The following is a 16,188-nucleotide window of genomic DNA, read 5'->3' as shown; positions in this document are numbered from 1 at the left end:
ATCTCTCTCGAATGTTTTCCCTCGGCGATGATCTATGCGTTTTCGCTCAGGGATTCAAACACAACCGCAATGAAGTTGATAAAATGGCTAGCCGATGTCACGCATTTTCGGCGTGAGCGCCTTGCTACGAATCCGCGCAGGCTTTCCCCCATAGACCATTCGCGGCCGGTTTTGCGCTCACTCTTCGGTGACGCGCGGCGTGAGCAGCCCAAGCTCCTCGAGGTCGATATCCGTCAGGGCATCCTCGTCCTCGGCAAGCGCCTCCGGATCGGCCGGCGGCATCGGGATCGAGAAATTGGAGGGCATGCGCGTCGACAGGAGCCCGGCGCCCTTCAACTCTTCCATGCCGGGCAGGTCGCGGATTTCCTCCAGTGCGAAATGGTCGAGGAAGGCATCGGTGGTGCCATAGGTAACAGGGCGGCCGGGCGTGCGGCGACGGCCACGCATCCTGACCCACTCCGTTTCCAGCAGCGTGTCCAGCGTGCCCTTGGAGGTCTCGACGCCCCTGATGTCCTCGATCTCGGCGCGGGTGACCGGCTGGTGGTAGGCGATGATCGCCAGCACCTCGAGCGCCGCGCGCGAAAGTTTTCTCTGCTGGACCGAGTCCCTGCTCATCAGGAAGGCGAGATCGCCGGCGGTCCGGAATGCCCAGGCGTCGCCGACCCGCACCAGGTTCACCCCGCGCTTGGCATAGATTTCCTGGAGATCGGCCATTGCCGCCGCTATGTTGACGCCCTCGGGCAGGCGCGCCGCCAATTGCCTTTCGCTGACCGGCTCGGCGCTGGCGAAGATGATCGCCTCGGCCATGCGGACGGCTTCCGACAACTGCAGCCGCTCGGCGGGGTTCTCGATAGAACCCTGTTCGGCCATCTCGTCTTCCGGCTCGTCCTCGACCTTGAACGGAATGACCGAAGCGTTGGCGCGCTCGCTCATGATGCCACCTCGACTGCCTTGACCCCTTGTGCGCGGCCGCGCAGATAGATCGGCGCGAAAACCTGATCCTGCCGCACTTCCAGTTTGCCTTCGCGCACCATTTCGAGCGTCGCGGCAAAGGAACTGGCGACCGCCGTGCGCCTCTCCTCCGGCGCCGCCAGATATTGGATCAGGAAGCTGTCGAGCGCCGTCCAGTCGCCGACCGTCCCGACCAGCCGCGCCAGCACTTCGCGCGCGTCCTTCAAGGACCAGACGGCGCGCCGGGCGATCGTCACGTTGTTGATCGCCTGCCGCTGGCGCTGCTGCGCATAGGCGGTCAGAAGATCGTAGAGCGAGGCCGAATAGGCGTTGCGCTTCTCGATGATCACCATTTCCGGCATGCCGCGCGCGAAGACGTCGCGACCGAGCCGGTTGCGGTTGACCAGCCTCGCGGCGGCATCGCGCATCGCTTCCAGCCGCTTCAGCCGGAACTGCAGCACCGCCGCCAGTTCCTCGCCGCTCTCACCCTCTTCGCCCGGCTGTTTCGGGATCAAGAGCTTCGACTTGAGGAAGGCGAGCCATGCCGCCATCACCAGGTAGTCGGCGGCGAGCTCCAGTCTGAGCACCCTCACCTTCTCGATGAAGGCCAGATACTGCTCGGCCAACGCCAGGATGGAAATGCGTGCCAGATCGACCTTCTGGTTGCGGGCAAGATGCAGCAGAAGATCGAGTGGGCCCTCGAAGCCGGCCACGTCGACCACCAGAGAAGGATCGCCGGTCAGACGTGAATCGTCGTTCTCGGCCCACAGACGGTCCATCGGTGCGGCCTTCGCGGCCTTGCTGTCCAATGTCTCCGCCACTTGCCTTTCTTTCCTTCGGTTCAGGCCACCGCTTCGAAATAGGTGGCGAATTCCGCGCGTATCGCGGTTTCGTCGGCGACGTCGCGGCTCTTGATATAGGTCAGCGCCCGCTCCGCTCTCGCCAGGGACTTGCCCTCGAGCGCCGTCGTGCGCGACGCGATCCCTGACATTTCCTCGAAAACGCCGTTGCAGTGAAGGACGAGATCGACGCCGGCCGCAAGGATCGCGGCCGCCTTTGTCGGGAAATCCCCAGAAAGTGCCTTCATCGACGTGTCGTCGCTCATCAAGAGCCCGTCGAAGCCGATCTCGCCGCGGATCACCTCGTTGACGACCTTGGCCGAGGTCGTTGCCGGATTGTCCGGGTCGACGGCGCTGTAGACGACATGCGCCGTCATCGCCATCGGCAGATGGTTGAGCGCCTTGAACGGGGCGAAATCATGTCCCCGCAATTCGGCAAGCGGCGTATCGACCGTCGGCAGCGCGAAATGCGTATCGGCGAAGGCACGGCCGTGGCCGGGAATATGCTTCATGACCGGCAGGACGCCGCCCGACATCAAGCCTTCGGCCGAAGCCCGGCCAAGCTCGATCACGGCCTCGGGCTCCCTGCCATAGGCACGCGCGCCGATGACGTCGGAGGCACCTTCGACCGGCACATCGAGCACCGGCAGGCAATCGGCAGTGATCCCGTGGCGCAGCAGATCGAAGGCATGCAGCCGCGCCAAGAGCCAAGCGGCGCGGCGGCCGGCCTCGCGGTCGTCGCGCCAAAGGGCGCCGAGCGCGCCGCCGGCGGGATAATTGGGCGCCAGCGGCGGACGCAGCCTCTGCACCCGGCCGCCTTCCTGGTCGATGAAGACCGGGGCATCCGGACGCCCGACGCAGTCGCGCATCGAGGCGACCAGGTCGCGGATCTGCCCAGTCTCACCGATGTTGCGGGCAAACAGGATGAAGCCCCATGGCCGTTCATCGCGATAGAAGCGGATTTCCTCTTCAGTGAGGGATTTCCCGGCGCAGCCGAGGATCATGGATTTTGATTCGGTCATGAATGAAACCTTAAAGCTTTGGCCAAGCAAAGGGAATCACCCCTGCCTGACGGCGCCCGCAAGCCGTGAGCCGTCCACAACGAAAGGCCGGCGCGACCTTGCGGCGGCGCCGGCTTTGAGATGTTCGAACGGTCAGCGTGAGACGAAGCAGGTACCGCCGGCCGCCTTGTAGCTGGTGCACAGGTTGATCGCGTCATTGCGTGACTGCGCCGGAACGCGGACGCGGTAGAACGTGCCCTTGCCAGCGATCTCCGCCTTGACGATGTTGGCCTTGTGCCCGGAAAGCACGCTGCCGTAGCGGCGCTGCAGGTCCTGATAGGTCGACTGGGCGCTTTCAACCGTCGGCTGCGAGGCGACCTGCATCGACCACGAGCCACCGCCTGCAGCAGCAGGATCGATGGAGGCGACCTTGTCGGGCTTGACCTCGCCGACAATGTCGACCGGCTGGTCGGACGGGCGCGGCGGCGCCACCGGCACCTTCGCCGGCGTGTTGGTCGACTGAGCCTTGGCCTCGGCCTTCGGCGCGGCAGCGGGTTTCGCCGGCTTGGCGGTCTCGTCCTGACCGGAATCGACCTGATCGGCTGTCTGATCGGTCGCCGGCGTGACGGTTCCCGTAGGCTGGGCGTCGCCCTGCCCTGCCGGAGCCACGCGCTGCGGCACCGGATCGGCTGGTTCGGTCGCCGCGACTTTCGGCGCGACGGGAGCCGGATCCTCGTGCGGAACCAGCGAGCCATCAGGCTTCACCATCATGGTCTTGACCTTGCGCGGCGCAACGGCGACGACATCGTTGCTGGTCCCTTTGTCGGCCTCCTGCAGCACCTGCGCGATGCGGTCCTCCGACTTCGGCGCCGGAGCAGCCGGCTGGGCGCTCTTGGGCGCATCCGCTTGCGCACCAACTGGCGTCACTGTGTTCGGAGCCGGCGCAACTGCGTCCGGAGCCGGCGCAACTGCGTCCGGAGCCGGCGCAACTGCGTCCGGAGCCGGTGCAACCACCTGCGGAGCCGGCGCAGCCGCGTTCGCATTGCCCGCTGCGTCCGTGCCCGGCGCTGCATCGGTGTCATCAGGCGAAAGGTCGACGATCCGGCTCTGCGGCGGCTCCTTGGACGCCACGTCGATCGGCTCCTCGACGTTTGTCACCAGTTTCTGCTGCACCGGCTCGGCGGGCTTGGCCGCACCACCCTTGGCCACGGCGTCATAGACCTTGTTGTCCTGGTTCGGCACCACGGCGCCACCCGGATTGTCCGGCTTGACCTTGATCGGCGAATTGTCGGCCTTGACGATCACGGGCGCCTCGCCGCCGCCCTTGCCGCCGAAGGAGAAGGCAAGAGCACCGAGACCGCCGGCAATCACCGCGGCACCGACGAGCGCGGCGACCATGAAGCCGCGGCTGCGCGGCTTTGCGGCTTCGCGCTCGGCAAAGCCCGGCACGGTCATAGCCTCATCGAGCTCGGGATCGTAGTCGAGCTCGTCGACTGCAAAGTCGTCAGCCTGCGAAACCGGACGGCTGCCGGGCAAATCATCGGCATCGAACTCGCTCGCGGCCGCGGCATGGGACGCAGCCGCCGGAGCGGCGGTCGTCTCCGCACGCAACTCGCGACGATCGTAGCCGGCCTTGAATCCGGTATTGTAGGAATCGTCGTCATAACCCCGGCTCTGCACCGGAGCCGCTGCGATCTCGGTCGCGTTCATCTCGTTGAGCAGGCCCGCAAACTCGGCATCGAGATCATCATAGGCGGGTGCCGCCGGCTGATCTTCCTCGAAGCTGAGTTCCGGGATATCGAGATCGTCGGCCAGCGCCACGACGCGCTCCGGCACGTCGACGGTCTCGACATCGGGCATTTCCTCCTGATGGCGAGGCTGCGGCGCCGAGGCTGGCTTGGCGTAAGCGGTGTAGTCCTTCGCCGGCTCGTCGCGATAGGCAGGCGCTGCCATCTGCGGCGACGAAGCGGGTTTGGCGTAGGCGAAATAGTCTTTCACCGGCTCGTCGCGATAGGCGGGAGCCGCGATCTGCGGCGATGAAGCCGTCTGCGGTTGCGGCGCGAACGACGCTTGCGCCGGCGCGGCGACCGGCGTCACGCGGCTCCACGACCGGTCCGGCTCGGCGGGCGCGACCGGCGCGTCCTGCTCTATGCCCTTGGCGAAGGCGGCATCGAATGCCTCGTCGTCGAAATCGATGCTCGGCTCGGCATTCTGTTCGACCGCCGTGTCTTCGAAGCCCTGCTGGTCGAGTTCGCCGGCGAGCAGCCCATCGAGATCGGCAGGCCGGGCGGTCTGCTCGTCGCGCGCCGGCTCGTGCTCATCGAGGTCCCAGTCGAGATCGTCGGCGACGGCAGCCTGCGGGCCGGCGTGGCTGGCCGGTTGCGGTGCCGGAGCGGGTTCCTTGACGACTGGAGCGGGGGCGGCCGGAACAGGCGCAACCGGGATAGGCCGCGCGGTCATGGCGCCGAGCAGCGCATTGAGCTCGTCTTCCAGGCTTCGCTCGGCAGAGGCGGCAACCGGCTTGGCCGGTTCGACTGCGGCGACCGGCGGAACCAGGGCCGCGACGGCCGGAGCAGGATCCTCGAATGACGGCTCAGCCGCGACGGGCCCGACTGCGGAAACTTCCGGCTCCTCGGCAAGAGCGTCACCGAAGTTGAGTTCGAAGTCGTCTTCGAAGGCCTGATCGGTTGCGGTCTGGTGATCGGCGACCGGTTCAGGATTAGTGGCGGGGACTTCCGGCTCCTCGGCAAGGGCGTCACGGAAGCTGAGCTCGAAATCGTCTTCGATGACCTGTTCCGCCGCTGCTTCGTGATCGGCAACGGGCTCGATATCGGCAACGGGCTCGGGATCGGCGGCGAAACGCGCTGTCTCCACAGGTGCTTCGACAGCCTGCGGCTGCTCGTTCGAGACAGCCTGCGGCTGCTCGTCATCGACAGCCTGTGGCTGCTCGTTCTCGACCGACAATTCCCGTTCCAGGGTCAGGTCGTGCGGCTGATCGAAATCCGTGTCGACATCGGCCATTTCCTGATCAAACTGCGCCTGATCGAATTGGCTGTCGAAATCCTCAGCGGCGATCGGCTGGTCGGCGGCGTGAGCTTCGACCGGTTGAACGTCAGCGGACCCGGTCTGCTCGATCTCGCGGTCATCGAACGCCAGCTCGTCCTCGAGCGACATCTGGACCGCGTTGTCGAAATCGGCATCGAATGCCGCCTCGGCCGCAGGCTCGACTGCCGCGGTGGCGCCGTGGCCCGCATCGGCCTCGTGATGGCCGGACCGGAAGCCGTCATCCAGCGAGGCTGCCATTTCCTGGTCGATGGAAAGATCTTCCTCAAGAGGCGAAACCTCGTCCTCAAGAGGCGAGACTTCGTCCTCAAGAGGCGAGACTTCCAAGGAGCCCGCGACCGCCTTGTCGAAATCATCGTCGAAGTCAATGTGGGCGGCAGGCTCCGGCGCGCGGGGCGCGGCAAAGTGGGCGTGATCGGCCGCGTCGTCAAAGACGAAGTCCTGCTCGAAAGAAGCGGCAAGCTCGTCGTCGGTGAGAGCGGCGGTGGCGGCGTCGTAAGCCGGCTCGTGCTGGACCGCCTGTTGCGCGACCGGCGCGCTTTCCTCGGCAACGTCGAATTCGCCCATCAGCTCCTTTTCGAGGTCGATGTCGAAATCTGTGTCTTCCGCAGCCTGGTTTGCCGGCGCAGCCTTCGCGACCGCCGGCGTCTGCGGCCTGACCGGCTGACGCGGGTCGAAACCCATGATCCGGGTCAGTTCCGCGAACGGATCGTCGTCAGCGATGTGGTTGTTTTCGGCTACTTTCAGCTGGGTTCTGTCTGCCATTATTGTTCCCAAACTCGCACACAGTCGGACGCCATGGACGTCGCGCAGGGTTGGCCCTACCAGCGCAATGTGGGCAAAAGGTGACAGGTTTTTTAGTCAAACCTAACGCATTTCGGTAGGCGCATCAGCTCCTATCAGCGTCAGGCCGGAGGTCAAAACATCCGAAACAGCCTGCACCAGCCCTAGTCTGGCATACGTCAATTGTGGATCGTTAACCTTAACAAAACGTAAGTCTGGGTTGTCGGTGCCCCGATTCCAGTGTGCGTGGAAGCTGGAAGCCAGATCGTAAAGGTAGAATGCCAGCCGGTGCGGCTCCAATGCAAGTGCCGCGGATTCGATTAGCCGTGGATATTCAGCCAGCTTCCGGATCAGGCCGATTTCGCCCTCATCCGTCAGCGACGCGACGGAGGCCACGAGCCGGTTTCGGTCGAAATTCGCCTCGCCCAGTTGCTCGCTCGCCTGGCGGAACACAGAGTGGCAGCGCGCCGAGGCGTACTGCACGTAGAACACCGGATTGTCCTTGGACTGCTCGGTGACCTTGGCGAAGTCGAAATCGAGCGGCGCATCGTTCTTCCGGTAGAGCATCATGAAGCGGATCGGGTCGCGGCCGACCTCTTCCACCACGTCGCGCAGCGTGACGAAATCGCCCGACCGTTTCGACATCCTGACCGGTTCGCCGTCGCGGAACAGCTTCACCAGTTGGCAGAGCAGCACCGTGAGCTTCACCGTGTCGCCGGCGACCGCGCGCGCCAGCGCCTCCAGCCGCTTGACGTAGCCGCCATGGTCGGCGCCGAGCACATAGATCAGATCGACGAAGCCGCGCTCGACCTTGTCCTTGAGATAGGCGACGTCGGCCGCGAAATAGGTGAACGAGCCGTCCGACTTCACCAGAGCTCGGTCCATGTCGTCACCGACGGCGGTCGAGCGGAACAGCGTCTGCTCGCGGTCTTCCCAATCGTCCGGCTTCTCGCCCTTGGGCGGCGGCAGCTTGCCCTTGTAGATATGCCCTTTGAGCGTCAGGTCGGCGATCGCCGCCCGGATCTTCTTGGCGTTGTCGGCATGCAGCGTGCGCTCGGAGAAGAACACGTCGTGATGCACGTTGAGCAGCGCCAGATCCTCGCGGATCATCGCCATCATCGCGTCGACCGTGCGGTCCTTGACGATCGCCAGCGCTTCCTCTTCCGGCATCTCCAGCAGTCCGAGGCCGAACTCCTCGGCCAGCGCCTGGCCGACAGGGACCAGATAGTCGCCGGGATAGAGACCGGCCGGGATTTCGCCGATGTTTTCGCCAAGCGCCTCGCGATAACGCAGCATCGCCGAGCGCCCAAGCACGTCGATCTGCGAGCCGGCGTCGTTGATGACGTATTCCTTGGTCACGTCGTAGCCGGCGAAGGCCATCAGATTGGCCAAAGTGTCGCCGACGACGGCGCCACGGCAATGCCCGACATGCATCGGGCCGGTGGGATTGGCAGAGACATACTCGACATTGGCCTTGCGGCCGCCGCCGATCTTCGAGCGGCCATAATTGCGCCCCTCGCCGAGCAGCACCGCGAGATGCGCCTGCCAGAACCCGTCCTTCAGCCTGAGATTGACGAAGCCCGGGCCGGCGATGTCGGCCGATGCGATGTCGGCATCGGCGCGCAGGGCCTCGGCCAGCTTTTCCGCCAGCACGCGCGGGTTCTGGCCGGTGGGCTTCGCCAGCACCATCGCCGCATTGGTGGCGAGATCGCCATGGCTCGCATCGCGCGGCGGCTCGACCGCGATGCGCGACAGATCCGGCGACGCGCCATCCTTGTCTTTCAGATCAAGAGCTTCGACAGCTTTTACGATCCGCGCGTTGAAATCGGCGAAGATATTCATCGGGTGTGCTCTGGGCTTTAAGAGGCGACCGGCTGCTTGGCCGGCAAAAATCGTGGCTCGCCCTAGCTCAAATCGGGCGTGTGGTCAAACAGGCGCCTATGCTCCTTGAGCGCATAGGTGTCGGTCATGCCGGCCAGGAAATCGGCGACGCTGCGTGCCTTGATGCGATCCTGTGCCCTGTCGAGCCCTTCGCGCCATCCGTCGGGCATGGCGCGCGGGTCGGCGAAATAGGCCTCGAACAGATCGCGGACGATCTGTTCGGCGTCCGTCCGCACGCGCATCACTTCGGAATGCCGGTAGAGATGCTTGTAGAGGAAGGCCTTCAGTTCCTTTTCGGCCGCGGCCATATCGGCCGAGAAGGTCACCATCGTCTCGCCCGCCGCCCGCACCGCATCGGCGCTGCCCGGCTTGAGGCGCTCGATATTGGCTGCAGTGGAAGCAATGACATCCTCCACCATCAACGTGATCTGCCGGCGCATCAGCTCGTGGCCGGTGCGAACGTCGTCTAGCTGCGGATAGCGGGCGCGCACGCCCATCAGGATCGAGCCCGGCAGGCCGACGTCATCGAGCATTTCAAGCGTCAGGAAGCCGGAGCGCAGGCCGTCGTCTATGTCATGCGTGTTGTAGGCGATGTCGTCGGCGATCGCGGCGCACTGCGCCTCGATGCCGGCGAAGCGATCGAGCTCGAGGTCGTGCAGTTCGGAATAGTCGCGGATCGCCTGCGGCACCGGGCCTTTCAGTCCCTTCCCGTTTGCATCGGTGAGCGGCCCATTATGCTTGACCAATCCCTCCAGCGTCTCCCAGGTAAGGTTCAGCCCGTCGAAATCGGCATAGCGCCGCTCGAGCCTGGTGACGATGCGCAGCGACTGCGCATTGTGGTCGAAACCGCCCCAGGCGGCCATCTTCTCGTTCAGCGCCTCCTCGCCCGTATGGCCGAACGGCGTGTGGCCGAAATCGTGCACCAGGGCGACGGCTTCGGCGAGATCCTCGTCGCCGCGCAGCGCCCGCGCCAGGGCTCTCGCGATCTGCGCCACCTCGATCGAATGCGTCAGCCTGGTGCGATAGTGGTCGCCCTCATGCGCGACGAACACCTGTGTCTTGTGCTTCAGCCGGCGGAAGGCGGTGGAGTGGATGATGCGGTCGCGGTCACGCTGGAACGGCGTGCGGGTCGGGCTTTCCGGTTCGTCGAACAGCCGGCCGCGCGAGCGCGCCGGATCGCTCGCATAGACGGCGCGCGGCCGGTAGCCAAATCCGATATCGCCGAGAGCATCCTTGCCCATTCACCCACCAGTTGACTTGCCCGCGCCCGCTTCATACCTATCATGGGAAACCGAAAGCAAGGTGACGCCGATGGGCGCGGATGCCAAGACTGCCATGAAGGTCGAGATGACCGAAGCGGCCGCGAAGCGGATCGCCAGGATCCTGTCCGGCGAGCCGGGCAAGACGGCGCTGCGCGTTTCCGTCGAAGGCGGCGGCTGCTCGGGCTTTTCCTACAAGTTCGATCTGGTCGACAGTCGCAACGACGACGACGTCGCCATCGAGAAGGATGGCGCGACGATCCTGATCGACGATCTCTCGTTGGTCTATATGGGCGGCTCGGTGATCGACTTCGTCGACGACCTGATGGGCCAGTCCTTCCAGATCAGGAACCCCAACGCCGTCGCCTCCTGCGGCTGCGGCACCAGCTTCTCCGTCTGACGAATTCCGATGCCCGCGATCGGCGCGGTCCGCCAGGTCGCGCTGTCGGCCGGGCGCGATCTCGATGCGACGCTGGCCTTCTGGCAGGGCGTGCTCGGCATGAGCGTGCATGCGCGCTACGATCCGCCGAGCATCGCTTTCATCATGGCCGGCGATGTGCGGCTGCTCTTCACCGACGGTATTCCGCCGGGCACCGTCTATCTCGACATTGCCGGTCTCGAGGCCTTCCACGCCGAGGCGAAAGCCGCCGGTATCCCTTTCACCGCACCGCCCACGCTCGTGCACCGCGACACCGAAGGCCGCTTCGGTCCGGCGGGGGAAAGCGAATGGATGGCCTTTCTAAAGGACCCCGCAGGCAATACGATTGGCCTCGTCGAGCGCCTTGCGCCGGAAGAAGATTGAGGTCCGCATGAAGATCGTCACCTGGAACATTAACGGCGTCCGCGCCCGCATCGGCAACCTCACCCACTGGCTGACCGAGAGCGCGCCGGACATCGTCTGCCTGCAGGAGATCAAGACCCTCGACGATCAGTTCCCGCGCGCCGAGATCGAGGCGCTCGGCTACAATGTCGAGACCAACGGCCAGAAGAGCTTCAACGGCGTCGCCCTCCTGTCGAAGCTCCCCTTCGACGAGGTCAATCGCGGTCTGGCCGGAGACGATGCCGACGACCATGCGCGCTTCATCGAAGGCGTCTTCTCGACCGACAAAGGCGCCTTGCGCGTCGCCTCGCTCTATCTGCCGAACGGCAATCCGATCGATGACGAGCGGAAGTTTTCCTACAAGCTGTCGTGGATGACGCGGCTGGAGCGCTGGGCGGAAGAGCGGCTGAGGCTCGAGGAAGCGCTGGTGCTGGCCGGCGACTACAATGTCATCCCCGAGCCTGCCGACGCCAGGTTCCCCGAAAACTGGCGGAACGACGCGCTGTTCCAGCCGCAGACGAGGCAGGCCTTCCGCCGTCTGAAGAATCTCGGCTTCACCGAGGCCGTGCGCGCCGTGACCGACTCGCCCGATGTCTACACCTTCTGGGACTATCAGGCCGGTGCCTGGCAGAAGAACAACGGCATCCGCATCGACCACCTCTTGCTGTCGCCCGAAGCCGCCAACCGCTTTTCCTCGGCCTCGGTCGAAAAACATGTGCGCGCTTGGGAAAAACCCTCCGACCATGTGCCGGTGGCGATCGATCTCGACTTGCAGCCGGCCTGAAAGCACCAGCTGCAGGCGACTTTCGTAAGACCCTGATATCGCCACAAATTGCGCGTTTGATGCGCATTGTTGCGGGGGTTCGATGGCTGTCCGATTTGTCCTTTGCCTGACCGGCCTTGCGCTGGCGTTTGCCGCGCCGGCGTCGGTGGCGGCCGCGCAGGCATGCCTTGCCAACGGCAAATCCTTCAAGGTCGGTGAGACGGCCTGCCTGACCGTCGCCGGCGAAAGTCACCTCGCGCGCTGCGACATGGTCCTCAACAACACGTCCTGGACGAAGGTCAAGGATGAGTGCCCAGGCGAGAGCCAGGCGCCGAAATTGCATCCTACCTCGATCTCGACGCCGGCGCCCAGCCTGGTGCCGACGGAGCCGACCGAGAACTGAAGAGCTGCTGATCTTCCTCTTGAGGGGGAGATCTGGCCCGCTTACTGGTCGCCGTTGTTGCCCTTGGTCAGGATGTCGTCGGCCAGCGAAATCGCCGTGCGGCGGTCGGCTTCGCCGGCGGCGGCGAAGGCCTCTTCCTGCATGCTGCGTATCCAGGGCTGATCGGCGGGCGGAGCACGCTCGAGTGCGGCCGTCATCATCGCCAGGCCGCGCACGACCTTGCCGCTCTGGAACAAAAGATTGCCAAGCGTCGCCTGCGCGCCGGCATGGCCTTTTTCAGCCGCCAGCTGCAGCCAGCGCCCGGCCTGCTTGACGCTGGCCTTCACGCCGCCCTCGCCCTTGAGGAACATCTGGCCGATCTCGAACTGGGCGTTCGGATTACGGTAGTTGGCGGCGGCGCGCATGTAGTATTCCTGCGCCGCGACCTCGTTTTCCTCGACCGGGCTGCCCGGGATGCCTTTGCGCAGGTAGTCGCCGAGCGCGACAAGGGCGTCCGAAACATAGCTTTCCTCCGGCGAGCCGGGCTCGACGTCCTGGTCGACGATCTCCGAGAAGAACTTGAAGGCCGCATAATCGTCGCGCGCCACGCCGTCGCCTTCGGCATACATGCGCGCAAGCTTCCAGGTGGCGCCGATCTGGCCGTTCTCGGCGGCATATTTATAGGCCTCGACCGCCTGGTCCTTGTGGCCATTCTTGTAGGCGGAGAAGCCGAACTGGAACACGGCCCACGGGCTCGACTGCGGCTTCACCCCGGTCTTGTCGTCGAACACCTTGTCGTCGAAGGCCATGGCCTGCCCGACGGCGCCCAAGGTCGCTACCGCGACCAGTGCCGAAAAGACCGACGACCTCAACACCTCAAATGTCCGCATAGCAGTGTGTTTCTTTCGCACCGCCCGGATGGGTGACCGCGCCGTCGCGAGCCGACCCTACGGTCTGCGCATATTTCCAGATCGCGCCGGACTGATAGTCGGTCTTGCGCGCCTTCCATTCCTTTGCCCGTGCCGCGAGTTCCGCATCAGAGAGCGCCACCTCGATCGTACCTTTCACGGCGTCGATCGAGATCACGTCGCCATCCTTGATGAGCCCGATCGGTCCGCCGACCGCCGCCTCCGGCCCGACATGGCCGATGCAGAAGCCGCGTGTGGCGCCTGAGAAGCGCCCGTCGGTGATCAACGCCACCTTGCCGCCCATGCCCTGGCCGTAGAGCGCTGCCGTCGTCGACAGCATCTCGCGCATGCCCGGCCCGCCGCGCGGGCCTTCATAGCGGATGACGAGAACCTCGCCTTCGCGGTAATTGCGCTGCGTGACCGCTTCGAAACACTCCTCTTCCGAATCGAAGCAGCGCGCCGGGCCTGAGAATTTCAGTTCCGACATGCCGGCGACCTTCACGATCGCGCCTTCGGGGGCAAGGTTGCCCTTCAAGCCCACGACGCCGCCCCTCTTGGTGATTGGCCGATCGGCGGGACGGACCACATCCTGGCTGTCATTCCAGGCAACGTGCTCCATATTTTCGGCCAAAGTGCGGCCGGTGACCGTCATGCAGTCGCCGTGCAGATAGCCGTGGTCGAGCAGTGTCTTCATCAGGAGCGGAATGCCGCCGGCCTCGAACATGTCCTTGGCGACATATTTGCCGCCGGGCTTGAGATCGGCGATGTAGGGCGTCTTCTCGAAGATCGCCGCCACGTCGAAAAGGTCGAATTTTATGCCGGCCTCATGCGCGATCGCCGGCAGGTGCAGCGCCGCGTTGGTCGAGCCGCCGGTGGCCGACACGACGGTCGCCGCATTCTCCAGCGCCTTGCGGGTGACGATGTCGCGCGGCCGGATGTTCTTGGCGATCAGCTCCATCACCTTTTCGCCGGAAGCGAAATTGAAGCGATCGCGCATTTCGTAGGGCGCCGGCGCGCCGCAGGAATAGGGCAAGGCAAGGCCGATCGCCTCGGCGACGGTCGCCATCGTGTTGGCGGTGAACTGGGCGCCGCAGGAACCCGCCGACGGACAGGCCGCCTGCTCGATCTCGAGCAGCTCGTCATCGCCGATCGTGCCGACCGAATGCTGGCCGACCGCCTCGAACACGTCCTGCACGGTGATCTGGCGGCCGCGATAGCTGCCGGGCAGGATCGAGCCGCCATAGATGAAGATCGACGGCACGTTGAGCCGCATCATCGCCATCATCATGCCGGGCAGCGACTTGTCGCAGCCGGCAAGCCCGACCAGCGCGTCGTAGCAATGGCCGCGCATAGTGAGTTCGACCGAATCGGCGATGACCTCGCGCGACACCAGCGATGACTTCATGCCCTGGTGGCCCATGGCGATGCCGTCGGTGACGGTGATGGTACAGAATTCGCGCGGCGTGCCGTTGGCGGCCGCCACGCCCTTCTTGACCACCTGCGCCTGGCGCATCAGCGAGATGTTGCAGGGTGCCGCTTCGTTCCAGCAGCTGGCGACGCCGACCAGCGGCTGCGCGATCTCGGCCGCCGACAATCCCATTGCATAGAGGTACGAGCGATGCGGTGCGCGCGCCGGACCTTCGGTCACGTAGCGGCTGGGCAGCTTGGCCTTGGAGATCACCCTGGCGTCCATACTCGTCCTTGCCGCACACCCCGCGGCCGGTCCCATCGCCGCGCCAACCTGGCACGCATCCCGAGACCTATCCGGGTTGCTCCGGGTTTATGGCGGGAAATAGGCAGTTCCCTCGGCGAGACTTCTAGAGCAGGGGTTGTTCATAAACTGTTGCCAAAACGTCACAATCGTGAAGGGCGCCGGTTGTGATGAGAATCGGCAACATAGGATCGGCCAATCGGGCCAGACCGTTGATTGCACAACGAAAAAAGGCCGGGCGATGCCCGGCCTTTTTTCGTGGAATGCCGACGTCTAGAACTTGATCTTGATGCCGCCTGAAATCGCAGTGACTAAGTCGTTGCCGAAGTCATAGCTGGCATCCGCCCCAACGACTTTGCCGTTCTCGCCAATCAGTATTCCGGAATGGCCGCTGGTCATCACGCCGATAGCACCGGCCAGCCGAACCTCGATATTCGGCTTCGGCGTGTAGGCGACGCCGCCGCCCAACGTCCAGGTATCGGTCTGGGCACCATAACCATGCGAGGTGCCGCGATCCCAGGAAAGCTGACCAGCGGCGCTCCACTGATCGTTGAACTTGTGGCCGATGCCGCCTGAAACCGTCCAGCCGTCGCGATACATCAGGTCAAGCGAGGTCACCTCTGCCGGAGAATTCGTGAAGCAAAGCGCTGCGGGAACACCCACAGGGCAGATCGGCACACTCTGCAACACGCTCCAGTTGACCCACTTGATCGAACCGAAAGCGAGCCAGCCTGGCGCGACGCCCGATTGCAATTTCAATTCCACCACGTCCGGCATGTATTGCGTCGAGCCGTAGATCGGGATCGTACCCATGCCGACATTCGTCAGATCGAGCGTGCCCGAGATGTTGTCGAGCTTGACCTTCGAATTATAGACGAGGCTCGCACGCAGCGCGATGTCGGGGATCTCGTAGGCGATGCCGGCGCGCCAGCCCCAGCCGTTGCTGGTCAGATCGACACGACCAGTACCCCCGAAGTCGGGTACCAACGGTGACACCAAGTCTTCCTTGAAGCCGTAGACCTTCTGATAAAAAACACCGCCGATGAAGCGAAGCTGCCCTTTGCCCGCATCCATTTTGTAAGAGCAGGTTGCCGCGTAGTTGTCGCTTTTGATGTCGGTTTCCATGTTGGAAAACGCACCGTTCCACACGCCGGGGGCAGTATGCGCGCCCCAAGGCTGCGAGTAGTCGACCATGCAGTCGACGCCTTGAACAACCTGCACCTTGGCGCCGATGCGCGGCACCCAATAATCCTCGGCGCCATCGGCCGTGGTCCCGAAACCGAGGTCGGCTCCCCCAGGACCGCGTGCATTTTTATATTTGCGATCCGGCATCACGAAAGTCGCTTCCGCCTCCGTCGCGAACGGCGCCGGATCGAACAGCAGGTCGATGTCGTAGCCGCCGCGCTCCAGGCCGCCGGCATGCGCCGGGTGCATCGCCGCTCCGACCAAAGCCAGCGAAAAGCACCCTGCCCCCAGCAGCGCTTTAAGACGCAAAATATTCATGGAAATCCCTCCCCGAAAAACGCGGGATCAAGCTAGAGCCAATTCGGGTTAACGGCGCAACTACGAATTCAAGAGTTGTACACGTACATCTTGACAGCACGCATTTTCGCCATCGTGCCCGGCCGCGAAATCGAGCCCAATCGCGGCTTGACAGGCGTCGAATGGCAGGAAAAAGCTGCAAAAACCTTTCGATACGGCCCAAAAACAAGCCATTTTGCGGGAAAAAGGCCCCATTGTTACATTATGGCAACAATGGGGCGCAAAGTTTCCGTTTACGTCAAAATTAACGCAACGGCATGGCTGTATCCACAGCAGGTGCCGTGA

15 protein-coding genes are annotated in these 16,188 nt (G+C 64.2%); 6 read left to right on the top strand and 9 right to left on the bottom strand.

The genetic code is table 11. The features are described 5' to 3' along the window. Positions 1-177 precede the first annotated feature (177 nt). From scpB to QAZ47_RS18160, 4 genes are all read right to left on the bottom strand, one after another. Positions 178-933 (bottom strand): SMC-Scp complex subunit ScpB, encoded by a 756-nt coding sequence (gene scpB, locus QAZ47_RS18175; RefSeq protein WP_278230278.1) that lies wholly within the window; start codon positions 931-933, stop codon positions 178-180. Continuing rightward, positions 930-1,730: a ScpA family protein gene (locus QAZ47_RS18170; RefSeq protein ID WP_278233821.1), complete on the bottom strand. Its 801-nt coding sequence runs from the start codon at positions 1,728-1,730 to the stop codon at positions 930-932. The genes scpB and QAZ47_RS18170 overlap by 4 nt, the downstream gene beginning before the upstream one ends. Before the next feature lie 62 nt (positions 1,731-1,792). Further along, positions 1,793-2,812 (bottom strand): beta-N-acetylhexosaminidase, encoded by a 1,020-nt coding sequence (gene nagZ / locus QAZ47_RS18165; protein WP_278202105.1) that lies wholly within the window; start codon positions 2,810-2,812, stop codon positions 1,793-1,795. A gap of 132 nt (positions 2,813-2,944) precedes the next feature. Continuing rightward, positions 2,945-5,812 (bottom strand): SPOR domain-containing protein, encoded by a 2,868-nt coding sequence (locus QAZ47_RS18160; RefSeq protein WP_278230277.1) that lies wholly within the window; start codon positions 5,810-5,812, stop codon positions 2,945-2,947. Here QAZ47_RS18160 and QAZ47_RS18155 point away from each other — a divergent pair. Then, positions 5,777-6,703 (top strand): hypothetical protein, encoded by a 927-nt coding sequence (locus tag QAZ47_RS18155; protein ID WP_278230276.1) that lies wholly within the window; start codon positions 5,777-5,779, stop codon positions 6,701-6,703. The genes QAZ47_RS18160 and QAZ47_RS18155 overlap by 36 nt on opposite strands. Positions 6,704-6,721: 18 nt before the next feature. Here QAZ47_RS18155 and argS read toward each other — a convergent pair whose 3' ends face one another. Both argS and QAZ47_RS18145 read right to left on the bottom strand, forming a co-directional pair. Continuing rightward, positions 6,722-8,479, bottom strand: coding sequence for an arginine--tRNA ligase (gene argS, locus QAZ47_RS18150; protein WP_278230275.1), 1,758 nt, complete (start codon positions 8,477-8,479; stop codon positions 6,722-6,724). A 62-nt stretch (positions 8,480-8,541) separates the two neighbouring features. Further along, positions 8,542-9,759 carry a deoxyguanosinetriphosphate triphosphohydrolase gene (locus QAZ47_RS18145; protein WP_278230274.1) on the bottom strand — a complete coding sequence of 406 codons (1,218 nt, stop codon included), beginning with the start codon at positions 9,757-9,759 and terminating at the stop codon, positions 8,542-8,544. Positions 9,760-9,829: 70 nt separating this feature from the next. Between QAZ47_RS18145 and erpA the strand changes: the two genes are divergently transcribed. From erpA to QAZ47_RS18125, 4 genes are all read left to right on the top strand, one after another. After that, on the top strand, positions 9,830-10,177 hold the full coding sequence (gene erpA, locus QAZ47_RS18140; protein WP_278073023.1) for an iron-sulfur cluster insertion protein ErpA: 348 nt from the start codon (positions 9,830-9,832) through the stop codon (positions 10,175-10,177). Between the two features lie 9 nt (positions 10,178-10,186). Further along, positions 10,187-10,579: a VOC family protein gene (locus QAZ47_RS18135; RefSeq protein WP_278230273.1), complete on the top strand. Its 393-nt coding sequence runs from the start codon at positions 10,187-10,189 to the stop codon at positions 10,577-10,579. Positions 10,580-10,586: 7 nt separating this feature from the next. Continuing rightward, a complete protein-coding gene (gene xth / locus QAZ47_RS18130) occupies positions 10,587-11,381 on the top strand; it encodes an exodeoxyribonuclease III (protein WP_278230272.1) in 795 nt (264 codons plus the stop codon). An 82-nt stretch (positions 11,382-11,463) separates the two neighbouring features. Next, complete coding sequence (locus QAZ47_RS18125; RefSeq protein WP_278202098.1) at positions 11,464-11,763, top strand: hypothetical protein; 300 nt, start codon at positions 11,464-11,466, stop codon at positions 11,761-11,763. Between the two features lie 41 nt (positions 11,764-11,804). On the opposite strand, the gene QAZ47_RS18120 is transcribed toward QAZ47_RS18125, so the two are convergent. The 3 genes from QAZ47_RS18120 to QAZ47_RS18110 form a co-directional block, all read right to left on the bottom strand. After that, the gene (locus QAZ47_RS18120) at positions 11,805-12,632 is read right to left on the bottom strand and encodes a tetratricopeptide repeat protein (protein ID WP_126088767.1); all 828 of its coding nucleotides are present in this window, start codon (positions 12,630-12,632) and stop codon (positions 11,805-11,807) included. Then, a complete protein-coding gene (ilvD, locus tag QAZ47_RS18115; protein ID WP_278230271.1) occupies positions 12,619-14,343 on the bottom strand; it encodes a dihydroxy-acid dehydratase in 1,725 nt (574 codons plus the stop codon). Before ilvD ends, QAZ47_RS18120 begins: the two co-directional genes overlap by 14 nt. A gap of 291 nt (positions 14,344-14,634) precedes the next feature. Beyond that, positions 14,635-15,864: an OmpP1/FadL family transporter gene (locus QAZ47_RS18110; protein WP_278230270.1), complete on the bottom strand. Its 1,230-nt coding sequence runs from the start codon at positions 15,862-15,864 to the stop codon at positions 14,635-14,637. 90 nt (positions 15,865-15,954) lie between these two features. On the opposite strand from QAZ47_RS18110, the gene QAZ47_RS18105 reads away from it, so the two are divergent. Next, positions 15,955-16,188, top strand: coding sequence for a hypothetical protein (locus QAZ47_RS18105; RefSeq protein WP_278230269.1), 234 nt, complete (start codon positions 15,955-15,957; stop codon positions 16,186-16,188).

The sequence above is a fragment of the Mesorhizobium sp. WSM4904 genome (assembly GCF_029674545.1).
Classification (GTDB): Bacteria; Pseudomonadota; Alphaproteobacteria; order Rhizobiales; family Rhizobiaceae; genus Mesorhizobium.
Note: the sequence above shows the minus strand (reverse complement) of the source record. Positions and strands in the feature narration are given on the sequence as shown.